At 71.2% G+C, this 24,868-nt stretch carries 25 protein-coding genes; 10 read left to right on the top strand and 15 right to left on the bottom strand.

Translation table 11 applies throughout. The features are described from left to right. Position 1: 1 nt before the first annotated feature. Positions 2-1,177 (bottom strand): bifunctional glutamate N-acetyltransferase/amino-acid acetyltransferase ArgJ, encoded by a 1,176-nt coding sequence (gene argJ / locus B7K21_RS12300; protein WP_084076066.1) that lies wholly within the window; start codon positions 1,175-1,177, stop codon positions 2-4. 19 nt (positions 1,178-1,196) lie between these two features. Beyond that, positions 1,197-2,246 (bottom strand): N-acetyl-gamma-glutamyl-phosphate reductase, encoded by a 1,050-nt coding sequence (gene argC, locus B7K21_RS12295; protein WP_084076064.1) that lies wholly within the window; start codon positions 2,244-2,246, stop codon positions 1,197-1,199. A gap of 83 nt (positions 2,247-2,329) precedes the next feature. Here argC and B7K21_RS12290 point away from each other — a divergent pair, with 83 nt between their 5' ends. The 4 genes from B7K21_RS12290 to B7K21_RS12275 all read left to right on the top strand — a co-directional run bounded on the left by B7K21_RS12290 (position 2,330) and on the right by B7K21_RS12275 (position 5,387). After that, positions 2,330-3,310, top strand: a complete 981-nt coding sequence (locus B7K21_RS12290) for a quinone oxidoreductase (RefSeq protein WP_084076061.1) — start codon at positions 2,330-2,332, stop codon at positions 3,308-3,310. Positions 3,311-3,367: 57 nt separating this feature from the next. Beyond that, a complete protein-coding gene (locus B7K21_RS12285) occupies positions 3,368-3,868 on the top strand; it encodes a GNAT family N-acetyltransferase (RefSeq protein WP_084076058.1) in 501 nt (166 codons plus the stop codon). Positions 3,869-3,968: 100 nt separating this feature from the next. Next, entirely contained in the window at positions 3,969-4,673 is a 705-nt protein-coding gene (locus tag B7K21_RS12280) for a hypothetical protein (RefSeq protein ID WP_084076055.1), read from the top strand. 60 nt (positions 4,674-4,733) lie between these two features. Next, complete coding sequence (locus B7K21_RS12275; protein ID WP_084076052.1) at positions 4,734-5,387, top strand: hypothetical protein; 654 nt, start codon at positions 4,734-4,736, stop codon at positions 5,385-5,387. 21 nt (positions 5,388-5,408) lie between these two features. On the opposite strand, the gene B7K21_RS12270 is transcribed toward B7K21_RS12275, so the two are convergent. The 4 genes from B7K21_RS12270 to tal all read right to left on the bottom strand — a co-directional run bounded on the left by B7K21_RS12270 (position 5,409) and on the right by tal (position 8,384). Further along, entirely contained in the window at positions 5,409-6,059 is a 651-nt protein-coding gene (locus B7K21_RS12270) for a hypothetical protein (protein WP_144016220.1), read from the bottom strand. A gap of 141 nt (positions 6,060-6,200) precedes the next feature. Then, positions 6,201-7,028, bottom strand: a complete 828-nt coding sequence (locus B7K21_RS12265) for a phosphodiester glycosidase family protein (protein WP_084076046.1) — start codon at positions 7,026-7,028, stop codon at positions 6,201-6,203. Between the two features lie 19 nt (positions 7,029-7,047). Continuing rightward, positions 7,048-7,218, bottom strand: a complete 171-nt coding sequence (locus B7K21_RS12710) for a hypothetical protein (protein ID WP_159448533.1) — start codon at positions 7,216-7,218, stop codon at positions 7,048-7,050. 56 nt (positions 7,219-7,274) lie between these two features. Then, complete coding sequence (tal, locus tag B7K21_RS12260; RefSeq protein ID WP_084076043.1) at positions 7,275-8,384, bottom strand: transaldolase; 1,110 nt, start codon at positions 8,382-8,384, stop codon at positions 7,275-7,277. Between the two features lie 221 nt (positions 8,385-8,605). On the opposite strand from tal, the gene zwf reads away from it, so the two are divergent. After that, positions 8,606-10,039 (top strand): glucose-6-phosphate dehydrogenase, encoded by a 1,434-nt coding sequence (gene zwf / locus B7K21_RS12255; protein ID WP_084076040.1) that lies wholly within the window; start codon positions 8,606-8,608, stop codon positions 10,037-10,039. Then, entirely contained in the window at positions 10,036-11,079 is a 1,044-nt protein-coding gene (gnd, locus tag B7K21_RS12250) for a phosphogluconate dehydrogenase (NAD(+)-dependent, decarboxylating) (protein ID WP_200806316.1), read from the top strand. Before zwf ends, gnd begins: the two co-directional genes overlap by 4 nt. Positions 11,080-11,089: 10 nt before the next feature. Here gnd and B7K21_RS12245 read toward each other — a convergent pair whose 3' ends face one another. Further along, on the bottom strand, positions 11,090-11,557 hold the full coding sequence (locus B7K21_RS12245; RefSeq protein WP_084076037.1) for a hypothetical protein: 468 nt from the start codon (positions 11,555-11,557) through the stop codon (positions 11,090-11,092). 105 nt (positions 11,558-11,662) lie between these two features. Beyond that, positions 11,663-11,866: a hypothetical protein gene (locus tag B7K21_RS12240; protein WP_159448532.1), complete on the bottom strand. Its 204-nt coding sequence runs from the start codon at positions 11,864-11,866 to the stop codon at positions 11,663-11,665. Positions 11,867-12,506: 640 nt separating this feature from the next. Here B7K21_RS12240 and B7K21_RS12235 point away from each other — a divergent pair. From B7K21_RS12235 to B7K21_RS12225, 3 genes are all read left to right on the top strand, one after another. After that, the gene (locus tag B7K21_RS12235; RefSeq protein WP_084076031.1) at positions 12,507-14,420 is read left to right on the top strand and encodes a DUF4914 family protein; all 1,914 of its coding nucleotides are present in this window, start codon (positions 12,507-12,509) and stop codon (positions 14,418-14,420) included. A 113-nt stretch (positions 14,421-14,533) separates the two neighbouring features. Beyond that, the gene (locus B7K21_RS12230; RefSeq protein ID WP_084076028.1) at positions 14,534-17,407 is read left to right on the top strand and encodes a cation-transporting P-type ATPase; all 2,874 of its coding nucleotides are present in this window, start codon (positions 14,534-14,536) and stop codon (positions 17,405-17,407) included. Positions 17,408-17,411: 4 nt separating this feature from the next. Continuing rightward, on the top strand, positions 17,412-18,035 hold the full coding sequence (locus B7K21_RS12225; protein WP_234989307.1) for a sugar O-acetyltransferase: 624 nt from the start codon (positions 17,412-17,414) through the stop codon (positions 18,033-18,035). 19 nt (positions 18,036-18,054) lie between these two features. On the opposite strand, the gene B7K21_RS12220 is transcribed toward B7K21_RS12225, so the two are convergent. Then, a complete protein-coding gene (locus B7K21_RS12220) occupies positions 18,055-18,327 on the bottom strand; it encodes a hypothetical protein (RefSeq protein ID WP_084076025.1) in 273 nt (90 codons plus the stop codon). Between the two features lie 113 nt (positions 18,328-18,440). Here B7K21_RS12220 and B7K21_RS12215 point away from each other — a divergent pair, with 113 nt between their 5' ends. Beyond that, positions 18,441-19,343 carry a cation diffusion facilitator family transporter gene (locus tag B7K21_RS12215; protein WP_084076163.1) on the top strand — a complete coding sequence of 301 codons (903 nt, stop codon included), beginning with the start codon at positions 18,441-18,443 and terminating at the stop codon, positions 19,341-19,343. Between the two features lie 30 nt (positions 19,344-19,373). On the opposite strand, the gene B7K21_RS12210 is transcribed toward B7K21_RS12215, so the two are convergent. The 6 genes from B7K21_RS12210 to B7K21_RS12185 form a co-directional block, all read right to left on the bottom strand. Then, a complete protein-coding gene (locus B7K21_RS12210; protein WP_084076023.1) occupies positions 19,374-21,014 on the bottom strand; it encodes a sodium:proton antiporter in 1,641 nt (546 codons plus the stop codon). A 17-nt stretch (positions 21,015-21,031) separates the two neighbouring features. Continuing rightward, positions 21,032-21,418, bottom strand: a complete 387-nt coding sequence (locus B7K21_RS12205) for an ACT domain-containing protein (RefSeq protein WP_084076021.1) — start codon at positions 21,416-21,418, stop codon at positions 21,032-21,034. Positions 21,419-21,491: 73 nt separating this feature from the next. Continuing rightward, complete coding sequence (locus tag B7K21_RS12200) at positions 21,492-22,709, bottom strand: Rv2578c family radical SAM protein (RefSeq protein WP_084076019.1); 1,218 nt, start codon at positions 22,707-22,709, stop codon at positions 21,492-21,494. A 31-nt stretch (positions 22,710-22,740) separates the two neighbouring features. Then, the gene (locus B7K21_RS12195; protein WP_144016219.1) at positions 22,741-23,295 is read right to left on the bottom strand and encodes a GNAT family N-acetyltransferase; all 555 of its coding nucleotides are present in this window, start codon (positions 23,293-23,295) and stop codon (positions 22,741-22,743) included. Positions 23,296-23,363: 68 nt separating this feature from the next. After that, positions 23,364-23,879 carry an O-acetyl-ADP-ribose deacetylase gene (locus B7K21_RS12190; RefSeq protein ID WP_084076015.1) on the bottom strand — a complete coding sequence of 172 codons (516 nt, stop codon included), beginning with the start codon at positions 23,877-23,879 and terminating at the stop codon, positions 23,364-23,366. 80 nt (positions 23,880-23,959) lie between these two features. Further along, on the bottom strand, positions 23,960-24,712 hold the full coding sequence (locus tag B7K21_RS12185) for a GNAT family N-acetyltransferase (protein ID WP_084076013.1): 753 nt from the start codon (positions 24,710-24,712) through the stop codon (positions 23,960-23,962). Positions 24,713-24,868 lie beyond the last annotated feature (156 nt).

Here is a 24,868-nt window from a genome sequence, read left to right as displayed (position 1 = left end):
CTCAGGAGGAGTAGGCCGAGTTCTCGTGCACGTAGTCGTGCGTGAGGTCGTTGGTCCAGACGGTGGCGCTCGCGTCGCCCGCGTGCAGGTCGATCTCGACGCGCACCTCGCGCGGCTCGAGGTCCACGAGGTCGCGGTCGTCGCCCACGCCCGCAGCGCGGCACACCTGAACGCCGTTGATGACCACGTCCATGAGGTTCGCGTCATACGGCGCGATGTCCTCCGGGACGGTGCCCGCGGCGGCGATGACGCGGCCCCAGTTCGGGTCCTTGCCGAAGATCGCGGCCTTGAACAGATTGGAGCGGGTGACGGCGCGCGCCACCGCTTCTGCGGCGTCCTCGCTGGTGGCGTTCACGACGGTCACGGCGATGTCGTGGCTCGCGCCCTCCGCGTCGGCCACGAGCGCGCGCGACAGCACCGCACACGCCTCCGTCACGGCGGCCTGGACGTCCTCGAGCGACGGGGTCACGCCCGATGCGCCGGAAGCCAGGAGGAGGACGGTGTCGTTGGTCGACATGCAGCCGTCCGAGTCGACGCGGTTGAACGTCGTACGGACGGCCTCGGCGAGCACCGCGTCGGCCTGCGCCTCGGTGAGGACCGCGTCGGTCGTCACCACCGAGAGCATCGTGGCCATGCCGGGCGCAAGCATGCCCGCCCCCTTCGCCATGCCGCCGACGGACCAGCCGTCGCGCTCGACGAGCGTCTGCTTGGCGACGGAGTCGGTCGTCATGATCGCGTGCGCCGCGTCGTCCCCGCCGTCCGCAGCCAACGTGGCCGTCGCGGCGTCGACGCCGGAGAGGAGGCGCTCCATGGGCAGGCGCACGCCGATGAGCCCCGTCGAGCACACCGCGACGTCTCCGCTCGAGATGTCGCGGCCGGCGGCCTGCAGCGCCTCGGCGACGTGCTCGGCAGTGCGGTGCGTGTCGGCGAAGCCCTCAGGCCCGGTGGAAGCGTTGGCGCCGCCCGAGTTGAGGATCACGGCGTCGATGCGGCCGTCAGCGATCACCTGGCGGCTCCACGCGACGGGCGCGGCGAACACGCGATTCGAGGTGAAGACGCCCGCGCCGACGCGCAGCGGCCCTTCGTTGACCACGAGCGCCACGTCCTTGGCGCCGGTCGACTTGAGCCCTGCCGCGACGCCCGCGGCGACGAATCCCTGAGGTGAGGTGATGGTCACGAGTGCCTTCCCGCGCGCCCTACGGCGCGACGCCGATCGTGCTGAGTCCAGTGGTCTCGGGCAGCCCGAGCGCGACGTTCATGCTCTGGAGTGCGGCCCCTGCGGTGCCCTTCACGAGATTGTCGATCGCACACGCGACGACGACGCGGCCGGCCTTCGCGTCCACCGTGACCTGCATCTGGGCGACGTTCGCGCCCAGGGCCGACGCGGTGGTGGGCCACTGGCCCTCGGGCAGCACCACCATGAAGGGCTCGTCGCGATAGGCCTCGACCCACGCGTCGCGCACTGTCGCCGGATCGACGCCCTGCGCGAGCGGCGCGGTGATCGTGGCGAGGATGCCGCGCGCCATGGGCACGAGCGTCGGGGTGAAGCTGAGGCGCACGTCCGCGGCGCCGGCAGACGTCAGGTTCTGCACGATCTCGGGGATGTGCCGGTGCACGCCGCCCACGGCGTACGGCACGGCGGCGCCGAGAGCCTCGGACGCCAGGAACGGCGTCGCGAGCTTCTTGCCCGCGCCCGAGTATCCGTTGGCGAGCACGGCGACGATGTCGGTCGCGTCCACGAGGCCTGCGGCCACGCCGGGCTGGAGGCCGAGCGTGACGGCCGTGACGTTGCAGCCCGGCACGGCGATCCGCGTGGTGCCCGGCAGGGCGTCACGCTGGTGGCCATCAGCGGTGATCAGCTCGGGCATGCCGTACGGCCAGGTGCCGGAATGGTCGCCGCCGTAGTACTCGGCCCAGGCCTCGGCGCTCGCGAGACGGTGGTCGGCGCCGCAATCGATCACGAGGGTCTCTGGCGGCAGCTGTGCGGCGATCTCGCCCGAGGTTCCGTGCGGCAGCGCGAGGACGACGACGTCGTGGCCCGCAAGGTTCTCGGGGGTCGTGTCGACGATCACGCGGTCCGCGAGGTGCGGCAGGTGCGGCTGGTGCGCGCCGAGGCGGTCACCTGCGGACGAGTGCGCCGTGAGGGCGCCGAACTCGACCTCGGGATGCGCGCTGAACACGCGCAGCACCTCGCCGCCGACGTAGCCGGACGCTCCGGAGACTGCCACCTTGATCGTCATATGCATAACTATACACCGCGCGGAATACTGACTGTTTGCAGGGGCGGGACGCGCGGCGCGAGCGGCGGAGCCGTGAGACGCTGGCACCCATGAAGGCCATACAGATTCTCGCGCACGGCGGCCCCGAGGTCCTGACGGTGGCCGACATCGACCCGCCCCTGGCCTCCCCTGGTCGTGTGCTCGTCCGCGTCGCCGCCGCGGGCGTGAACTTCATCGACACCTACCAGCGCTCCGGACAGTACCCGACCGCGCTGCCGTTCGTGCTCGGCAAGGAGGGCGCCGGCGAAGTGATCGAGGTCGGCGACGGAGTCGCAGGAGTCGCTGTCGGCGACCGCGTCGCGTGGGCCTTCGCCCCGCACTCGTACGCCGAGATCGCGTCGCTTGCCGTCGAGGACCTGTTCGCCGTGCCTGACGACGTCACGCTCGAGACCGCCGCGGCCGCGATGCTGCAGGGCCTGACCGCGCACTACCTCGTGACGTCCGTGCACCAGGTCTCCCCCGGCGAGACGGTGCTCGTGCACGCCGCCGCGGGCGGCGTCGGCCTGTTGCTCACGCAGATGGCCGTCGCGCGTGGCGCGCGCGTGCTGGGCACCGTCAGCACCGACCACAAGGCAGCCCTCGCAGAGAGCGCCGGTGCGGAGATCATCCGCTACGACGCGTTCGACGACATGACGACAGAACTGCCCGACGCGGTCCGCGCCCTCACGCGCGGCGAGGGCGTGCACGCGGTGTTCGACGGCGTGGGCCGCACCACCTTCGACGGCTCCCTCGCATCGCTGCGACCTCGCGGCATGCTCGCGCTCTTCGGCGCAGCTTCCGGCCCTGTGCCGCCGTTCGATCTGCAGCGCCTCAACGCGGGCGGCTCGCTGCGAGTCACCCGACCCTCGCTCGCGCACTTCCTCGCGACCGCCGAGGAACGCGCCTGGCGCGCCGGCGAGCTGTTCGGAGCGATCTCCGATGGCACGCTGGACGTGCGCATCGGCGCCGCTCACCCGCTGGCGAAGGCGCGCGAAGCCCACGAGGCCCTGGAGGGCCGTCAGACCACCGGCAAGGTGCTGCTCACGATCTGACGGCATGCGTCACGTATTCGTCACGCACCGGACATAAGCACCAGGCACAATGTGTCCATGCAGAACATCCGGATGCGCCTCATGCGCGACGCCGACCTGCCGTCGGTGACCGCGCTGAACGCAGGCGCGTCTCCCGCCGTCAACCTGCTCACCGAGGACGAGGTGCGCGAGCTGTTTGGGTTGAGCGACATCGCGCTCGTGGCCACGAACCGTGCGAGCGAGGTCATCGCATTCCTTGTCTCGCTCGCGCCCGGTCAGGCGTACGACTCAGAGAACTACCGCTGGTTCGAGGATCGCGGCGTGCGCCACCAGTACATCGACCGCATCGTCGTCGCGCCCTCGGCCAAGGGCACCGGCGTCGGCACCGCGCTGTACGAGTCAGTGTTCGAGCGCGCCCGCCAGCGCGGCGCCAGTGAGATCACGTGCGAGGTCAACGTCGAGCCTCCGAACCCCGGCTCGCTCACCTTCCATGAGCGGCTCGGGTTCCGCCAGCTCGCCGAGCAGTGGACCAAGGATCAGACGGTACGCGTCGCGCTCCTGTCGCGTCCCGTGTACTGACCCCGCACCCACCGCATGCGCCGCCGCCCGGCGCGGGTCGGTGCCCCGTGGCATGCTGGACAGCGGGGGCATCTGCGGGGGCGGATGCCGGGGAGGAAGCATGCTCGCGCGCATCGTTGTCACAGTCACCGTCGTCCTCGCCCTGGCCGCGTGCACGCCAGGTTCCGAGCCGTCCGCCTCGCCGAGCGACACGGCGAGCCTCACGGCGGCACCCACGCCGAGCGCCACGGTCTCGCCGAGCGCGACGCCCTCGCCCAGCGCGTCGGGCTCCCCCACGGCCGCCGCGCTCGACTGCCCGCCGTGGGACGACGGCTACCACCCCGACGGGCCCGCGGCGATCGACTTCCATCGCTACGCAGGCATCTGCGTCGGCATGTCCTTTGCGGAGGCCTCCGGCACGTTCGGTGGGCCGCCGCTCGAGGGCGACCCCTCCTGTCCGTGGGTGACGACGATCGTCGAGGCCGGGGACCTGTACATCTCCGCGATCTCCGATCCGGACGCGCCCGGCGATGCGATCATGTTCTTCCACGCGCTGTACTACGCGGACCCCGCGGCCGCGACGGAGATGCCCGCCACCGCCGAGGGCATCACGATCGGCTCCAGCGAGGCCGAGGTGTACGCCGCCTACCCCGGCGCGTTCGAGAACACGTTCGATGACATCTCGCGGGGCCCGCGCACCCAGATCGTGGTGCCAGGGCCGGCCGGCATGGGGCTCGTGTTCGACCTGAGCGACGGACTCGTGTGGGAGATCACCTGGGGCGACGGGCTCGACGACGGCGTCGGCGGCGAGTTCTGCGCGCTGTGAACGCCACACGCAAACTGAGAAACGACGGAGGGACGGGACGCGACTCGAAGGAGGAGACACATGAGAGCGACACGGACCACAGGACGCCGCACCACCGCGGCGGCTGGCGCCGTCGCAGCGGCCGCGCTGGCCTGCACGCTTGCGGCATGCGGCACCTCGGAAGGCGAGGACGGATCGACGGCCGACGCTGACACCACCACGCCCAACGCGATGGCCGAGGATGCCACGGACGCAGACGAGGGTACGGACGGCGGCACGGACACCGCCTCGGGCGACCCGTACTGCGACGCGATGATCGACGGCACGGCCTCGTACGCGGACGCGATGGAAGAGCTCGGCGACTCGATGCTCGGCTTCGCCGACCCTGCGGCGATCGAGGACGGCGACATGACATCCATCAACGAGGCCGGCGAGGTCGTGCTCGAGTTCGCGCAGGACGCGAGCGACACCTACGCGCACGCGGCGAGTCTCGTCGACGACCCCGAAGTGAAGGAAGGCATCGACGGCCTCGCGCGGCTCATGGATCTGTACTCGATCCCGTTCGCGCAGGCGATGATCGACGCCACGTCCTTCGAGGAGCTCGGAATGGCGACCGCCGAGATCGGCACCGACCCCGAGATCGCCGAACTGCTGGAGACCGTGCCCACGTACGGCGAACAGGTCGCGGAGTACACGGCAGACCGGTGCGGGGTTGAGCTCGAGGATCTGGGGTGAAGCAGCGCATCCACGCGGATGCTACAGCGCGCGGCACTCCCAGCCGCCGGCATACGATTCGCCGGTCGCCGGGTCCTCGACGGCGAAGCTGCCGGAGGAGAGCCCGTTTGCGACTGTGAAAGCTCCGGGCGCGCGCACGCTCTCGCCCTCGGCACCGAGCAGGGCGAGCACGCCGTCGTACGTTCCCGGCCCCTGAACGGCCTCGGGAATGACCAGCGTGGCCGTCGCGATGCCCTCCTGGATCGCGAGGTCCTGAATCACGACCGCGAGCCCACCCGCGTCCGAATCGAGTGAGCAGTCCACCGTGACGAGCGGGTCGTCGGCGAAGGCGCGGGGCAGGTCCACCGCGACGCGCAGCTCTTGTCCGTCCGACGCCCTGGTGGCGACGATCGAGGCGCGCACGGGCCCCGCATGGATCGACGCGGTGCGTTCAGCCCCGGAGACGTTCGCCCCAGCCTGCTCCGACGCCGCGCCACCCGAGGCGCCGGAACTCGCGCTGTCGTCAGCGGCGGCGTCCTCGCGCGCGGTGTCCACCTCTATTGACGGCGCGGGGGCGGCGGTCACGGGGAGTGCCGCGTCGGCGATGTGGGGAACGTCAGCCGAGGCGGCGGAGCATCCTGCGAGGGCCGCGACGGCGCACACGGCCGCGACCATGGCCGCAGCGGTACGCATCGCACCTCTCCCCTCGCTCGGCGGCACGGAATGCCGCTTACGCGACAGTTGTACTCCCGGCCTTCGGGGATGTCGATGAATCGGGTCCCGAACGTGACGAAATCGTCATCAGGGACCCGCAGGAGCGACCATGGGCCGGTTCTATGGCGCGCGTGTCGCCGAGATCACCCCTGCATAGGGCTGGAGAACGAGGTCCACGTCGCGACCCGCTCCGGCGGCCCACAGACCCGAGATCTGGCCATCGAGGTACAACGCGTCCGGGCAGTCCAGGGCGTCGCGGAAGAGCCGCGCGAAGGTCTCAAGGTTCACGGGCGCGCGAGAGATCGCGAGCACGACGGTGCGCCCATCCGCCGTGACGCCCACGCCGTTGCGGATGGCGGTGTTCGTGCTGCCCGGCGTGAACGCGGGGTGCAGCGAGCCGTCCAGGACGAGCGCGGGTCCCGATTGCGTCGCCTGGGTCACACCCGTGCCGTCGTACTGCGTCGAGTCGACGACGGACGCCGAGCCGTCCTCATGTAGCGCGAAGACTGCGTTCGGCAGAAGATGGAAGTTGCCGCTGCCCTCGTTGAGGTTGAGGCCCACGAGGGTCTCACCGTCGGAGACGAGCAGACCTCCCGGGACGTACGAGGGCGTGAAGATCCCGGCGTTGGTGAGGACGTCGCCCTCGACCTCGCCCAGATAGGTACCGTCGCTCGCCTCAGGGTCCCAGACGACGCGCACCTCCCACGCGTCGAGGTCGAGCACGGCGACGTCGAAGGACTGGCCGTCGAATTCGACGGTCTCGATCGCCGAGGGAGTCGCGGAACCGGTCGGGCCTGCCGGAGCGCTCGGCCCAGCGGAGCCCGACGTGGCGCTCGGGGACGGCGTGACGGTCACGGTGCGCGCCGGAGCCGGCTCGCCCGACGCGCACGCCGCGAGAGCCAGGACGCCCACGAGCGACAGGATCCCGGAGGCGAGGCGGCGCGGCATGCGCCAAGCCTAGGTCGGCTCAGCTGCCCTTCGTCTCACCCTTCGTCGCGCGCTCCTTGTTGACGGTGCGCGCCGCGATCTCCTCGGCGGTGTCCTCGGACTTGCCCATCTCGAGCTCCGAGTCCTTGATGTGCTCGTACTGGCGGCGGCGCTTTGCGTTCCAGCCGCGGTCGTTGGTGTCGTCAGCCATGTCGTGCTCCTCTCATGGGAATGTGCGGTACGCGTGCTGGCGCGTGGCGCCCGCGCTCAGCTCCGCAGGGCGTTCTCGACGTGCTCGAGCAGCTCCTGCCACGAGACGACGAACTTGTCGACGCCCTGGCGTTCCAGGAGCGCCGTGACGTCCTCCATGTCGACGCCCGCGTCGGCGAGCGCGTCGAGGCGTTCGCGTGCCTCGTCGTAGCGGCCCGCGAGCGCATCGGGCACCGTGATGGAGCCGTGGTCGGCGAAGGCCTCGAGGGTCGCCTCCGGCATGGTGTTGACCACGCCTGCGGTGACGAGCTCGTCGACGTACTTGGTGTCCGGGTACGAGGGGTCCTTGGTGGAGGTCGACGCCCACAGCGGCCGTTGGGCGTGCGCTCCCGCGTCGGCGAGCGCGAGGAAGCGCTCGGACGCGAGCACCTGCCGGTGGTGCTCGAGCGCGAGGGTCGCGTTGGCGACGGCGGCGGTGCCCCGCAACGGGGAGCCCTCGGGCAGCCGCGAGTCGACCTCGGCATCGACGCGCGAGATGAAGAACGAGGCCACGGAGCGGATCGTGGAGAGGTCACGGCCAGCGGCGCGGGCGTCCTCGAGTCCCGCCAGATACGCGTCCACGACCTCGCGGTAGCGCGCGAGGGAGAAGATCAGAGTCACGTTCACGCTGATGCCCTCGCCGATCGCGCGGCGGATCGCAGGCAGGCCCTCGGGCGTCGCGGGGATCTTGATCATCACGCCGGGCCGGTCCACGAGCCACGCGAGCTGGCGCGCCTCGGCGATCGTCGCCTCGGTGTCGTGCGCGAGCCGGGGGTCCACCTCGATCGATACGCGCCCGTCCTCGCCGTCGGTGTCGCGGTAGGTGGCCGCAAGAGCGTCGGCCGCATCGCGCACGTCGGCGGTGGTGATCATGCGCACCGCCTCCTCCACGGTGACGCCGCGTACGGCGAGGTCGGCGATCTGGGAGTCGTACGCGTCGCCCTCGGACACTGCCGAGGCGAAGATCGACGGATTGGTCGTGACTCCGACGACTCCTCGCTCAGCGATGTCGCGGGTGAGCCGCCCGGAGCGCAGTCGCTCGCGCGACAGGTCGTCGAGCCAGACGGAGACGCCAGCGGCGCGCAGGGCGTCGAGCGTGCTGACCGGATCGGGTGCGAGGGTGCTCATGGGCTCCTCCTTCGGATCGCGTGCCGCGCAGGGATGCGCGCTTCCACCTTTGCCAACGAGGCGGCGCGGTGCGGATGTTCCCGGCCCCTGCTCAGGTGACGTCCGTGTGAACCGCCGGGTGCTGCCGGGAAGAATCTGGCACGGTGGTGACGTTGCCCCCCAGGACGCCGGGGTCGCGGACAACCCGGCCCGCGGCATGCGACGCCCAGGAAGGACCCCCTGTGAGCGACATTCCGCATCGCTACGACCCCAGCCTTGAGACCCCGTTGCGCGCCGACGCGTTCGTGTTCTTCGGAGCGACGGGCGACCTTGCGCGCAAGATGATCTTCCCCGCGCTCCTCGACATGGTGCGGGACGGCCAGCTGGACGTGCCCGTCGTGGGAGTGGCCGCGTCGGGCTGGGGCCTCGAGGACCTCAAGCGGCGCGCCCGCGAGGCCGTGGGCGAGGCCGCGGAGAAGTACCCCGAGGACTTCGCGACGCTCCTGTCACTGCTGCGGTACGTGGACGGCGACTACCGCGAGACCGCCACGTTCGAGGCGCTGCGCGAGACGCTCGGCGACGCGAGGCGGCCCACGCACTACCTGGCGATCCCGCCCTCGCTGTTCGGCACGGTCGTCGAGGGGCTGGCGGCCGTGGGACTGAACGAGGACGCGCGCGTGGTCGTCGAGAAGCCGTTCGGACGCGACCTCGAGTCCGCGAAGGAGCTCGCCGCGGTGATCGACCGCGCGTTCCCGCCCGAGCGCGTCTACCGGATCGATCACTTCCTGGGCAAGGAGGAGATCATGAACCTCCTCTACTACCGCTTCGCGAACTCCTTCGTGGAGCCCACCTGGAACCGCGACCACATCGCGAGCGTGCAGATCACGGTGGCCGAGGACTTCGGCGTGCAGGGCCGTGGGTCGTTCTACGAGTCCGCGGGCGCGCTGCGCGACGTCATCGAGAACCACGTGTTCCAGATGGTGGCGCTGCTCGCCATGGAACCGCCCGCCTACCAGGGCTTCAAGGCAGTGCACGACGCGAAGGTGGCGGTGTTCAAGGCGATGCGCCCGCTCACGCGCGATGACCTCGTGCGCGGGCAGTTCGTGGGATACCGGGACGAGCCGGGCGTCGCGCCGGATTCGGACGTGGAGACGTTCGCCGCGGTGCGGCTGTGGATCGACTCGTGGCGCTGGGCCGGAGTGCCCTGGTACCTGCGCACCGGCAAGCACCTACCGACCAAGGCGGCCGAGGTGGTCGTGGAGTTCAAACGGCCGCCGCAGCAGCTCTTCGACGACGCTGCCGACGGCTCCGAGCGTGCGAACTACCTTCGCTTCCGCCTCTCGCCCGTGTCCGAGATCGCCCTCGCGGCGCGCGTCAAGTCGCCGGGCGAGGAGTTCAGGGGCCACCAGCACGAGCTGCGCGCCATCACGGAGCACCCCGACGAGCAGCCCGCGTACGCGCGGCTCCTCACCGACTCGCTGCGCGGCGACCCGTCGCTGTTCACGCAGGAGGAGTCGATCGAGGCGGCCTGGAGAGTCGTCGACGCGGTTCTCGACGATCATCACCCCGCGATCCCCTACGAGCGCGGCACGTGGGGACCCGCCGAGGCGGACGACCTCATCGCCGCGCACACCACCTGGATGAATCCGACCACCGACGAAGGAGCCCCCTCATGACCACCGACACCCCGAGGCAGCTGGGAATGATCGGCCTGGGTCGCATGGGCGCGGGGCTGACGCGCCGGCTCCTGGCCGACGGCCACACGGTCGCCGTTCACGACGTGTCGCCCGATGCGATCGACGCGCTCGCCGCCGAGGGCGCCGTGCCCGCGCACGAGCTCGCCGACCTCGTCTCGGCTCTCGACGCGCCGCGCGCCGTGTGGGTCATGGTCCCCGCGGGCGAGATCACCGAGAGCGTGATCTCCCGTCTCGCCGACGTTCTCGAGCCCGGCGACGCGATCATCGACGGCGGCAACTCGTACTACCGCGACGACCTGCGCCACGCCGCGACTCTCGCCGAGCGGGGCATCGCGTTCATCGACGTGGGCACCTCGGGAGGCGTGTGGGGCGCGGAGCGCGGCTTCTCGCTCATGATCGGCGGGGACGACGAGACCGTCGGACGCCTGACGCCGATCTTCCGCTCGCTCGCGCCCGGCATCGAGGCCGCGGGCCGCACCCACGGCAAGACGGGCGACGCGCGCCCCGGCGAGGAGGGCTGGCTGCACTGCGGACCTGTAGGCGCGGGCCACTTCGTGAAGATGGTGCACAACGGCATCGAGTACGGGCTGATGGCCGCGTACGCCGAGGGCTTCAACGTGCTCAAGGCGGCCAACGCGGGCACGCCGGGCAGCGCGGCGCACGAGGCGCAGACGGCGCCGATGTCGAATCCCGAGTACTACCAGTACGACTTCAAGCTCGACGAGGTCGCCGAGGTGTGGCGCCGAGGCTCCGTCGTGGGTTCTTGGCTGCTGGACCTCACGGCCGACGCGCTGCACGCCTCGCCGGAGCTCAGCGAGTTCTCCGGCGCCGTCGCCGACTCTGGTGAGGGACGCTGGACATCCATCGCCGCGATCGACGAAGGCGTCCCCACGCCTGTGCTGACCACGGCGCTGTACTCGCGCTTCGCCTCACGCGACCTCGACGCGTACGCCGAGAAGGTGCTGAGCGCGATGCGCAAGGGCTTCGGCGGGCACGTCGAGCGGCCCACCGGGGAATAGGTATAGGCCGTCAGCCGAGCGGGAGGAGCGCCGCCTCGATCTGGCGGGCAAGCTCGTCGGGGTCGGGAGCGCCGAGGTACACCTCGCGCCCGCCAGTGAGAGTGACGACTGCGGCGCGGGAGCCCGCCATGGTCCAGGCGCGCGATCCATGGGCTCCACCGCGCACGCCCCACCCGCCGAACTGCCGGATCGGGCGGTAGTCGCGGGCCTCGACGCTCGCGATGTCGGTCAGCGGGATCCGCGTGTGGAAGACGCGCATGATCCGCGCCTCGACGGCTTCGTCGTCCACCGTGACGACCAGGCGGGCGAACGCAAGCCCGGCGATGAAGGCAAGGGTGGCACCCAGCGCGAGGCGGTCGGCGAGCTCTGTCACGGGATCGAGGACGACGGCGGCGACGATCGCGACGGCGCACAGCACCAGCGACCACAGCGCGATCGGCTGCGCGAGGATCGACTGAGAGACGCGGTAGCGGGTCATGCGCTCACCCTCCCACCGTCGCGGGGAGAGGCACCATCGCCCCCGGGGATGATTCGCGCCGTCTCTCGACGGAGCGCCATCCTCGGGGACGATGGCCGCCGGGCCTCACGAGGCGGCCCGACGCATCTGCGGACTGGCGGCGCGCGCCTGGGGTGCGTCCGCCCAGCGCGCGACGCGAAGCGCGGCGATGCGCAGCATGCGGCGCAGGCGGGCATCCAGCCGCCGTGACGCCGCACGCGAGGCCGCGGCTGCGGCGACGCGCTCGGCGCGCTCCACGCGCTCGGCTCGCAGCAGGGACTGCGGGTTCATGTCATGCATCTCAATTCACCTCCCCCCGACGGTTTCGGAGGGTGCAGGGCCGGAGCACGCCACGACGGGTGGTCGTGGAGCTCAGGCGGTGCGGACGGTTCTCCCCACCGCTGCGGCGGGGTTGCGCACGCCGTGGCCCTGATGGGGCGTGTCAGCGTGGCGGACGTCGGCGATGCCGACGACGAAGGGCGTTCGCGTGTGGCGGGCGGGTCAGCCGGCGATCATGCCGGCGAGGACTCCGCTGCGCCCGCGTCCAGCGCGGGCCGCGACGCCTCCGGGCACCCAGGAAACGGGGGTGCCGAGGCGTACGGGAGCGCCAGTGCGCCGCATGGCGGCGGTGATATCGATCATCATCGGAACCACGCTCCCTTCCTCGTCGTCGATTCACTCCTGCGGTGAATCCTCGAGGACGCTAGCACTGCCGGGGCGCGAGGGGAAGACCATTCTGCGAACTCCTCCGAAATCGGTCCGAAGAGACCCAGAACGGTCAGCCCGGGACCTGTGTCCCACCCAGAGTCCGCCTCCAAAGGGCAAACTCCGAGTAAAGGCGCGGCGCAGGGGCGTGCTGTGCCCGGCGGCGAAGATCGCCCCCTCCTCCATAGCCCCGCGGCGCGTGACGCCGCCTGACGAAGGAGTCCTCATGAGCATCGCGACCGAGAACCAGCTGCTGCCAGGAGTCGACCTCGCGCCCGAGGTGCGCGCGGCACTCGAGTCCAGCCCCCGGGTCACCATCCCCGCCACGCGCGGCGAGCTGTACCGGCTCGCGCTCGGGCCCGAGGGCGGCCCGGTCTTCAACGTCGACTACGACGTCAACGGCGCGCCTGTGACCGAGGCGACCGTGACACGCTGCCGCAACGGCATCGCCGTCAACTTCCCCGAGGACTACATGCGTCGCCGCGACCCCAAGTGCATGGTCATCGCCGACGACCGTCCCACCGACAAGACGCGCTACGCGGACCGCTTCGGCGAGAGCTTCGACCGCGTACGTTCGGAGACGCTCGAGTGGCTCGGCACGCAGGAGCTCGTCGTCGTGCCGTTCAAGGCGGGCGGCCTCACGCACGGATCGCCCTCCGTGGCGATCATCCCCGCGAGCTCCGCGTTCTTCGCGCTGGCGCTCGTCGACCTGCAGGGTTGGACCACCTTCGAGGAGATCGGGCCCTTCACGCCGCGCTCGATCCTGTACGCGGCGCCGCCGTTCCGCCACACGCACTTCGAGGGCAAGCAGGTCGTGGTGCACGACCGCACCGAGACGCTGCACGAGATCTTCGCCTACAACCTGTACCCGGGCCCGAGCGCCAAGAAGGGCGTGTTCTCCGTGCTGCTCGACATCGGCGAGTCCGAGCGCTGGATCACCGCGCACGCCTCGTCGGTGCGTGTCACCACGCCGTATGACAACGTCACCGTGATCATGCACGAGGGCGCCTCAGGCGGCGGCAAGTCGGAGATGTGCCAGGAGCTTCGCCGCGAGGACGACGGTCGCATCCTCGTGGGCCGCAACGTCGTCACCGACGAGCCCTATCTGATCACGCTGTCCGAGACCAGCGAACTCGCGCCCGTGACGGACGACATGACTCTGTGCCACCCCGATGTGCAGGACGGCAGCGGCAAGATGGTCGTCGCCGACGCGGAGGACGGCTGGTTCGTGCGCGTCGACGGCCTCAAGGAGTACGGCTCCGACCGCGACTTCGAGCGCGCCGTCATCCACCCCGACGAGCCGCTCGTGTTCTTCTCGATCGACGGCGTCGCGGACTCGACGGCGCTGCCGTGGGAGCACACGCTCGACTCGACCGGCACGCCGTGCCCCAACCCGCGCGTTGTCATCCCCCGGAGCATGGTGCGCCGCGTGGTGAACGAGCCGGAGCCCGTCGACGTCCGCACGTTCGGCGTGCGCATGCCGGCGTGCACGTCCGACGCGCCGAGCTACGGAATCATGGGACTCGCCCACTTCGTACCGCCGTCGATCGCGTGGCTGTGGCGCCTCATCGCGCCCCGCGGCGACAAGAACCCCTCGATCGGGGAGGCGGCCGACGCGGTCCAGCGGCTCGCGCACGGCGGCATGGTCTCCGAGGGCGTCGGGTCGTACTGGCCGTTCTCCACCGGCACCAAGGTCGCCGCCGCGAACCTGCTGCTCGACCAGATCACCGAGTACGACCGCGTCCGTTACGTGCTCGTGCCCAACCAGCATGTGGGCGCCTACAAAGTGGGATTCTCCGCCGAATGGCTCACGCGCGAGTGGCTCGCCCGCAAGGGCGGCGGGCGCATGCGGGCCGACCAGCTCGAGCCCGCGCGCTGCTCGCTGTTCGGGTACGCCCCCAAGGAGATCACGCTCGACGGCCAGCCGATCCGGCGTACGCTGCTACGCCCGGAACTGCAGAGCCAGGTGGGCGAGGCCGCGTACGACGCGGGCTGCGGCATCCTCACGGGGTTCTTCAAGTCCGAGCTCGCGCAGTTCCTCACGGACGACCTGGACCCGCTGGGCCGCCGCATCATCGAGGCCTGCATGGACGACGCGACCGTGGAGGACTACGAGGCGCTCACGCCCATGTACCTGTAGCGATGCCCGATGCGGGGACTCCCCGCGCCCCCTCCGGCTCGCGGCGGTAGCGTGGGAAGTCAGGCGCATACCTGCGACGATGCGGCCAAGGTGGACCGCTCGGGAGGTGCACGATGGCCCGCATCACAGCGGCGGACACGCCCTGGGCGCTCCACGCCGAGGCGGTGGGCGCGGCGGCCCGGACTGACATCGGCACGGGCCTGACCCCGCGCGAGGCCGCCGCACGCCTCGAGGCAGACGGCCCCAACTCGCTCACCCATGCCGCTCCCGTGCCCGCGTGGCGCCGCTTCGTGTCACAGTTCGCTGACCCTCTCGTGTACCTGCTACTCGCTGCGATCGGGATCTCGCTGGTCGCCTGGTGGGCCGAGGGTCGCGAGGGCGTGCCCTACGACGTGCTCGTCATCGCCGTGGTCGTGATCGCGAACGCGGTACTGGGCTTCGCGCAGGAGGGCCGGTCAGCCCGCGCGGTGGAGTCGCTCAGCGCGATGGCGGCACCGAGCGCGCTCGTGCGGCGCGCCGGAGAGCCCACGCGGGTCGCCGCCGCCGACGTCGTGGTCGGAGACGTGCTCCTGCTCGCCGAGGGCGACGCGGTCGCCGCCGACGCGCGTCTCGCCGACGGCGCCGTGTGGGCAGCGGAGGCGGCGCTCACCGGTGAGAGCGCGCCCGCAGCCAAGTCGCCCGCCGCTGTGAAGGAGGACGCGACCGTCGGTGACCGTACGAGCATGGTGCACGCGGGCACCGCCGTGACGCGCGGCGCCGCCACTGCAGTTGTCACCGCGACGGGCATGGACACCGAGACCGGTCGCATCGCCGCCCTGCTCGCCTCCACCGAGGTCGAGCCCACGCCGCTGCAACGCGAGATCGCCAGGCTCGGGCGCACGCTCGGCGTGGTTGTCGTCATCATCGCCGTCGTCGTCATGGGAACGGTGTTCGCCACGCGCGACGTCTCCACGCTGCCCGAGGTGGTCGCGGTGCTCCTGCTGGGCGTCGCACTCGCCGTCGCCGCCGTCCCCGAAGGGCTCCCGGCGATCATGTCCGTGGTGCTCGCACTCGGAGTCCAGCGCATGGCGCGCCGGCACGCGATCGTGAAGGACCTCGCGTCCGTCGAGACGCTCGGCTCCGCGTCCGTGATCTGCTCCGACAAGACCGGCACGCTCACGCAGAACCGCATGTCGGTGCGTCGCGTGCTCACCGCAGGCGGCACCGTCGACACCGGTCGCGACGCGCGCGCTCGTATCGGCGATGGAGAGGCCCCGCTGGATCACGACGCCGCCGTCGCGCTGGCCTACGGTTCCCTTGCGAGCGACGCCGTGGCCCGACGCGGCGGCGGAGACAGCATCGCGACGCACTCCACGGCCGCCAACGACGTCGCGTCCCACGACGTGGCGTCCCACGACGTGGCGTTCGAGGGCGACCCCACCGAGACCGCGCTGCTCGAGGCCGAGTACGCGCTCGAGGCCAGGCACGCGCGCCACGGTCTCGACCGCATCGGGAGCGTGCCATTCAGCGCTGAGCGGCGGCGCATGTCCGTCGTGGCCGCTCACCCCGACGGCGGGACGCTCGTCGCAGTCAAGGGCGCGCCCGACGCGGTGCTCCCCCGCTGCACGCACGCCCTGCTGGGCGGCGAGGAGACGGTGCTCGACGAGGCGACGCGAACCCGGCTCGAGGAGGGCATCGCCGCGCTCGCTGGCGAGGGCATGCGCACCCTCGCGGTCGCCTACCGGCGCGATCCTGATGCCGCCCCCGATCGAGCCGCGACGGAGGCGCTCGAACACGACCTGGTGCTCGCTGGAGTCGCGGGCATCGTGGACCCACCGCGGACCGAGGCGCGCGACGCCGTCGCGGCGGCGCAGGGTGCGGGCATCAGGGTTGCCATGATCACTGGAGACCACCCGGGGACCGCCGTGGCGATCGCGGCCGAGCTGGGCATCGTGCCCGACGCGGAAGCCCCCGTGCTCGCGGGAGCTGTGCTCGCGCGCCTCAGCGACCAGGAACTGCGCGAGGCCGTGCGCACCGTGTCCGTGTTCGCACGCGTCGCGCCCGAGGACAAGCTCAGGATCGTCGACGCCCTGCAGTCGCACGGCGAAGTGGTGGCCATGACGGGCGACGGCGTCAACGACGCGCCGGCGCTGCGGTCGGCGGACATCGGCGTCGCGATGGGGCGCGGGGGCACCGAGGTCGCGCGCGAAGCCGCCGCGATGATCCTCACCGACGACGACTTCGCCACGATCGTCACCGCCGTGCGCGAGGGCCGCGGCATCCTCGACAACATCCAGCGGTTCCTGCGGTACCTGCTCGCCTCCAACCTCGGCGAAGTGCTCGCAGTGTTCCTGGGCGTCGTCGCGGCAGGCGTGTTCGGCTTCGTCGCCGCAGACGGATCGCTCGTGGCGCCGCTTCTCGCGACACAGATCCTGTGGATCAACCTGCTCACCGACCTGGGACCCGCGCTCGCGGTGTCCGCGGAGCGGTACGCCGACGACCTCATGGCGCGGCGTCCCCGCCCGCTCGTCTCGCCGCTCGTGGACCGCGCCATGTGGGGCACGATCGCCTGGACCGGCGCGTGGATGGCCGCAGCGACGCTACTCGCCTACGACGCCTTCGCGCCCGGCGGACTCATCGAAGGCGACGCCGACGTGACGACGGCCCGCACCGCCGCCTTTACCGTGCTCGTGCTGGCCCACCTCACGAACGCGTTCTCCGCGCGGTCCGACGCGGCGAGCATGGTGCACCGCCTGTGGACCAACCCGTGGCTGTGGGGTGCAGTCGCGTTGTCCGTCGCGCTGCAGATCGCCGTGGTTCACGTGCCTGCGCTCAACGACGCGTTCTCGACCGCACCGCTCACGCTCGCACAGTGGGGCGCGTGCGCCCTGCTCGCCCTGGTCGTGCCGATCGCCATCGAGGCGCGCAAGGCGGTTCTGCGGCTCCGCTCGCGCCGGGGCGCCACAGTGCGTGCTGGCGCCGAGGCACGTGGCGCGGCGCTAGGTTGAGGGCATGGATCCCGCAGAGCAGCGCGCCAAGATGAACGAGCGACCCGTCGAGGACCCGACGCGCACCGAGTACGAGAAGCTCATGGCCGACGAGTGGTTCCGCTACCGCGCGGGGCCCGAGCTCGCGGACATGCAGCGCGCGACCCTCGCCACGCTGCGCGAACTCTCGGGCCGCTACTACGAGGACCCCGCGAGCGCGACGGCCACGCTCACCGATCTGGTCGCCGAATGCGGCGAGGGGCTCGACTTCCGCCCGCCGATCTACCTCGAGTACCGCGAGCGGGTGCGCTTCGGCACGAACGTGTTCATCAACTCCAACCTGATGATCCTGGGCAGCGGCGAGGTCACGATCGGCGACAACGCCCTGATCGGGCCCGACGCGCGGTTCTACACGGTCAACCACACGCTCGACGTCGAGTTGCGGCGCGAAGGATGGGAGCGCGCGTTCCCGATCGTGCTCGAGGAGGACGTGTGGCTTGGCGGATCCGTCGTGATCGGACCCGGCGTGACGATCGGTCGCGGCTCGGTGGTGGCCGCAGGCGCGGTCGTCACCAAGGACGTGCCGCCGATGAGCGTCGTGGGCGGCAACCCCGCCAAGGTGATCCGGACGATCGAACAGACCGGCTAGCCCGAAGCCAGGCGGCGCATCACTGACGAGGCTTGTCCGGCTCCGACTCGTCGGCGTCGTCGGCTCCGTCGGCCGTCGTGTCCTCGCCTGTCGACTCGATTGCGGACGGGGCGTCGCCCCGGGTTCCTGCGCCCTCGGACCTGTCGCCAGCGTCGGGCTTGTTGCCGCCGTCCTTCGTGCCCTTGTAGAACTGCCAGCCGAAGTAGCCCACCGCGATCACGATCGCGAGATAGAAGAAGCCCTGAGACAGGGTTCCGGCAATGGAGGACTCGGCGGCGTCGGCGAGGATCATGCGCCGATTCTTCCACGGTGCGCCCCCCTGTGGCGACGCCGCACGCGATCCACGTGAGAACGGTCATCGTCGCCGACTTCTCCTTCGCGGCCTCGCCACGTAACTTCGAACCCATGGCGCACAGTCACGGACCCGCGGAGCACGCGGCCGGCCGGCACCGCGGACGGCTCGCGGTCGTCTTCGCGATGGTCGCGGCGTTCATGGTGGTCGAGTTCGCCGTCGCGCTCACCTCCGGCTCGCTCGCGCTCCTGTCCGACGCGGGGCATATGGCCGCCGACGTCGTCACCCTGGGAGCGGCGCTCGTCGCGACCCGCATCGCCACGAGGCCCGACGCCTCCGGCACCCGCACGTATGGCTCGTACCGGGCGGAGGTGCTCGCCTCGGCGCTCGCGGTGCTCGTCATGCTCGCGGTCTCGGTCTACGTGGTGGTCGAGGCTGTGGGCCGCTTCGGCGACTCGCCCGAGATCCCCACGGGACCGCTGGTGGTCGTCGGCGCGCTCGGCCTCGCGGTCAACGCGGTGAGCCTCGTGCTGCTGCGCGCGGGCTCGCGCGAGTCGCTCAACGTCAAGGGCGCGTACCTCGAGGTCGTCGCCGACGCTGCCGGCTCGGTCGGGGTGCTCGTCGCCGCTGGGCTCATCGCGGCGACCGGATCGCCAGTGTGGGACCTGGTCGTCGCGCTCGCCATCGGGGCCTTCGTCGCGGTGCGCGCCGTGATGCTGGGCCGCGAGGTGCTCGCCGTGCTCGGCCAGCATGCGCCGCAGGGCTTCGACGTGGAGGCCGCCGTCGCGGACCTCGCCGCAGTCCAAGGCGTTGCGGACGTGCACGACCTGCACGCGTGGACCCTCACCTCGGGCATGAACGTCGCGACGGCCCACCTCATCGTGGACTCCGACGCGGACCCTCGCGAGGTTCTCGACCACGCGCAGCGCGTGCTGCAGGACAGTCACGGCATCGCGCACGCCACGCTCCAGGTCGAGTCGGCACCCACCGCCCAGTGTCACGACGTCAGCTGGTGACGCACGGGCCAGGCCTGCGGCGCCGCGCCGCTACAGCTCGAGACGGATCTGCTCGGCGTCGAGCTCGCGCATCGCTGACTGCAGGGTCGCGCTCGTGAACAGGCCCACGGAGCGCGCCTCGAGCAGCACCTCACGCTGAGCGCGGATCACCGTGAGGCGCTCCCCCGTCTCGTCGAGCTCCACGCCGCGCGCGTTCACCTCGTCCATCGCGTCGTTGGCCGCGGCGCCGAGCATCTCGTCGAGCCGCGCGGACTCTTCGGCGCGCTGCGCGGGCGTCTGACCCGGGTCGGGCTTGAGCACCCTGACCAGCTGCGCCGCCGTGCCGCCCTGGACGCCGAGCGACACGATCGCGACGACGAACGCGACAAGGATCAGCAGCGACCGCTCCGGCGCATCGGACGGAAGCGTCTGGGCCGCCGCGATGGTGACGACGCCGCGCATGCCCGACCAGACGATCAGCGAGCCATCGCGCCACCCCAGCCGGGACGAGACCAGGTGCGTCGCATCGGCCTCTGCCCTCACCAGGCGCGCGTGGATGCGCGCATGCAGCTCCTCGTCGGAACGGCCGGGACGCAGGCGGATGAGCAGACGCTCGAGCGGCGTCGTGGGGGGCGGCGTGCTCAGATCCGCGAGCTGCGCATGGTCGGCCGCGATGCGTGCGCGCCTCCTGTCGGCGGCCTCCGCGCTGCGTCGAAGGCCGCGCATGAGCGGGATCACGAAGGCCGCGCGGATCACGAGGCTCAGCGCGAGGGCCGCGAGGGCGATCCAGACAGCGCGCCCCACGCCCTGATGGTTGCGCTCCACCTCGTCGATCACGCCCACCAGCTCGAGGCCCATCACCAGGTAGACGGCGCCCTCGAGCACGAGCTCGATCGCGTGCCACGTCTGCCGGTCGGACTGCCGATGCTGCGGCGAGAGCACGCGCGCGGCGCCGTTGCCCGTCACGAGTCCCGCGACGACAGCCGCGACCAGACCCGAGGCGCCCAGCGCCTCCGCGGGGATCGACGCGACGAACGGCACCGTGAACGTGATGACCGTGTTCACCGTGGTGTCGCGCACCTTCGAGCGGACCCACAGATTGAGCCGGCCCACGATCCACCCGATGATGACCGCGATCGTGAGCGCCATGATGAACACGCCCGAGACCGACCAGAACGTGACCGATGCCGCCGCCGCAGCCACCGCGGCCCGCAGGAGCACGAGCGCGACGGCGTCGTTCAGCATCGACTCGCCCTCGAGCACCGTCGTCACGCGCGGATTGACTCCCAGGCGCTTGATGATCGCGGTCGCCACGGGGTCCGTGGGGCTCACGAGCGCACCGAGCGCGAACGCCCACGGCCAGCTCAGATCGAGGATCCAGTGGAAGAACACGCCCATCAGGCCGGTCGAGATGAGCACGAGCGCGAGCGACAGGCCCGAGATGGATCTGAGCTCGCGGCGGAAGTCCGTCGCTGGGATCTGCACGGCCGCCGCATAGAGCAGGGGCGGTAGCACCCCGGCGAGGATCACCTCGGGGTCCACCTCGACCTCGGGCATCGCGGGCGCGAGGCTCGCCGCCCAACCGAGCGCGACGAGCAGCAGCGGCGCCGCGATGCCCACGCGCGGGCTGATCAGGTGTGCCGCCGCGATGCCGATCAGTGCCAGAACGGCGAGGATCAAGAGTTCTTCCACTGCGCTCTCCCCGCCCGTCAGCCCGCCATCTCGGCGAGCACCTGCATCGCCTGATGACGCTGATCGTAGGGGACGAAGAGGTGATCATGCCTGGTGCCGGCCACGACGTTGCAGCTGATGCCCGCATCGGACAACGCCGTGGAGAACGCCGCAGTGAGGCCCACCGCGTCAAGCGCGGAGTGCACCTGGAGCGTGATCCACGCCGAGGGGAACTCGGCGGCGAGTCGCAGATTGGTCGCCGTGGCCTCGTCGATCACGATCGACAGTCCCTCGTCCTCCATGATCGTGGCCACGGGCGTCACCCCCATAGGCAGCGACGGGACGGTCGCCCACACGTAGCGTCCCTCGTGCAAGCGCGGACTGATGCCGCTGATCAGCAGCTCGAGGTCGTCCAGGCCCGACATGGCTCCAGACTAGGGGCACACCCGGCGCCGGCGTCCAGGCCACCAGGATCGTGGCTCAGAACAGGGTCGCGGCTCAGAACAGAGTCGCGGGCTCGGCGATGCCGGCACGCGCGAGCTCGAGCTCGACGAGGTTCGCGCCGGCGCGGCCCATCGCGCCCTCCGAGTTCGCGCCGCGCACCACGCGGGTGCGTCGCCACTCGCCGTCTGCGTCGCGCGCCTCCGAGCGGCGGGGGCGACCGGCAGACCGACCGACCGCAGCGTCGGGCGCCTCCGCCGCTCCCCCGCGCGAAGGTGATGCTGGCGCCGAGGACGCGGGCCCGCCCGTGTTCTCGTCGATCGCCGCCCGCTCCAGCCCGTGCGCGCGGATCAGCGGCTTGATGCGGGCCGCGAGAGTCCGCCGATACGACTTCGGCGCGTAGGCGCCATCGCCGTACAGCGCCCGGTACCGAGGCGTGAGATCGGGGCGGTACGTGTTGAGCCAGCGGGCGTACCACTCCTTGACTCCGGGGCGCAGGTGCAGCGCGGTGTAGGTCACCGAGGAGGCCCCTGCCGCCTTGATGCGGGCCAGCGCCGCGTCGAGGTGCTCTTCGTCGTCCGTCAGGAACGGGAGGATCGGCATCATGAACACCGCGACATCGAATCCGGCCTCCGCCGCCGCCGACACCGTCGCCAGCCGTGCGGCGGTCGACGGGGTTCCGGGCTCGAGCGTCTGCTGAAGCTCGTCGTCGAAGATCGCGATCGACATCGCGAGGTCCACCGTCACACGCTCGGCCGCCTGCGCGAGCAGCGGCAGATCACGGCGCAGGAGCGAACCCTTCGTGAGGATCGAGAACGGCGTTCCCGACTCCGCGAGCGCGGCGATGATGCCCGGCATGAGCCGATAGCGGCCCTCGGCCCGCTGATACGGGTCCGTGTTCGTACCGAGCGCCACGTGCTCGCGGCTCCACGAGGGGCGGGCGAGGTCGCGCCGCAGCGCCTCGGCGATGTTCGTCTTCACGATCAGCTGGGAGTCGAAGTCACGGCCCGCGTCCAGCTCCAGGTATTCATGGCTGGGACGCGCGAAGCAGTACACGCACGCGTGACTGCATCCGCGATACGGGTTGATGGTCCACGTGAACGGCACCACCGAGTTGGAGCCGACGCGGTTGAGGGCGCTCTTCGCGGCGATCTCGTGGAACACGATGCCCTCAAACTCGGGAGTGCGCACCGAGCGGATGAGGTTGCTCATGCGCGCGAGGCCTGGGAGCGCATCGGGCGTCACCGCCTCGAGCGTCTGCCCCTCCCATCGCATGCCGCCATTCGAACATGCGTTCGAATTTGAGTCAAGCGTCCTCGGGCGCCGTGTCGCGCATCTCCACGATCTGGAAGGTCACGCCGAACTTGTTGACCACCTCGCGCTCGTCGACCACGCGCATCCCCTGTCGCTCGTACATCGCGATGTTCGCGCGCTCGGAGGCGCGCACGTAGCACGTGAGTCCCGCGAGACCACGCTGCACCGCCGCGGCGCGAAGCGCGGCCACGAGGGCCCTTGCGACGCCCCTGCCTCGCGCGTCGGGAGCAACGCCGAGCCGACCGAAGTACAGGAGACCCTCGGGCCGCACGTGATGCTTGGCCAGCCCGACGATGACCCCGTCGAGGCGCGCGACCGCGATTCCGACGCCCCTGCCCCGCTCCTCGCGCAGGGACTCGACCGTCTCGGCGAGGGCGCTTGAGGGCTTGCCCGTCGCGGAGTACTCGGCGAAGGCCGCGTGCATCACCGCGAGCGCGTCGGGCAGGTCGCGATCCGTACAGTCGAGGGCGATCTCGATCGCGGCCGAGCCTGCGGGCGCGCGGACAGGACCCGACGCGGGATCGCCGATGGCGTGCACCTCACTCACAGCCGTCGAGACTAGCCCCGCCAGGCCATCCCGTGGCGCCGCGGGGTGCCGCGCGCTCGAGGCAAGGGCTACTCGCCGTGCGGGAACAGCGCCTCGCGGTACACGTCCTCGTCACGGCTGGAGAACACGACGAGGATCACCTCATCCAGTCCCGTGGGACCTGCGAGGTGGCCCCTCACCTCACGGACCGCGATCTGCGCGGCGCGCTCGATCGGGAAGCCGTACACGCCCGTGCTGATCGCAGGGAACGCGAGCGTGTGCACGTCGTGCTCCTCCGCGAGCGCGAGCGACGCGCGATAGCAGGACGCGAGCAGCTCGTCTTCGCCCTTGTCACCGCCGTGCCACACGGGCCCGACGGTGTGGATGATGTGGCGCGCGAACAGGCGATGCCCCCCGCTGATGCGCGCCTCTCCCGTGGGGCAGCCGCCGAGTTCGCGGCACTCCTCGCGGAGTTCGGGTCCCGCAGCGCGGTGGATCGCGCCATCCACCCCGCCGCCGCCCAGCAGCGACGAGTTGGCGGCGTTGACGATCGCATCGACGTCGAGCGTCGTGATGTCCCCCAGCCAGACGCGTACGGAGCTCATTCCTCCACCGTACCGAGCGCCGCCCGAGCCTGCCGGGCGGGTCACGCGCCGGTCGGCTCGTGCACGCGAGCCAGGCCCTGTCACTCCTCGGCGACGGTCTCCCAGTCGCCGTAGTGCTCCATGCCTGCCGCGAGCGCGACCGCCTGCGAGGCGGGATTGTCAGGCTGCGTCCGATACTGCGGCTCGTAGCCCTCGCGCCAGCAGACCGCTGCGAGCGCGCGCGTCGCGCGGCGCGCGTGGCCGTTGCCGCGACGGTCGGGAGCGCTCAGCACGCCGATGTCCGCCATCGGGCCCTCGCCCCAGGGGTACGCGCTCGCGACGCACGCGAGGGCGTCCTCGTCGAACGAGCCGACGACGCGCCAATGGTCGAGCTCGACGTACGCGAGGTCCACATCCTCCGGCGTGCAGGCGGCGATGAGGTCTGCGAACACGTCGGCGTCGTCTGCCGTGAGTTCGCGCACCGTCGACGGCGGGGTCGCGGCGAGCAGCACCGTGCGCTGAGCGGCCGGGAACAGGTAGACCAGGTCGGGATCGCCGAGCTTGACATCCGCGTCCGCGAGCCGGACCCGCAGATCCTCCACGCTCGTCACTCCCGGCGCTGCCGCGATCGCCCCGGCATCGGCGACGGCGCGCAGGTCGAGGCCGGCGCGAAGCGCGACCTCGGGGGTGACCGCCGCGAGCGTGGGAAGGCCGGGTCGCGCCAGGATCGTGGCCCGGCGCCGATGCTCGAGACCTTCATTGACGACAAGATGCAGCGCGCGCGAGTCGATCACGGAACGTCCGTCGTACGGGGCGGTCCAGAAATCCTCGGCGTCCTCAGCGAAACCGGGCATGCGTCCACGGTATCCCCGGCATGGGGCGCTTCCGCGACACACCGCCCCGCGAGTCGCGCCCTTCGCCACCGCTCCCTCCATATGCCCGACACTGCGACTGGCCCGCGTGGCGCCGCGCATCACCCCTGGCAGACATGCGACTTTCCACGAATGGGA

The sequence above is a fragment of the Demequina sp. NBRC 110052 genome (genome assembly GCF_002090075.1).
In the GTDB taxonomy this organism is placed as follows: Bacteria; Actinomycetota; Actinomycetes; order Actinomycetales; family Demequinaceae; genus Demequina.
This window is presented reverse-complemented; position numbering and strand designations above follow the sequence as displayed.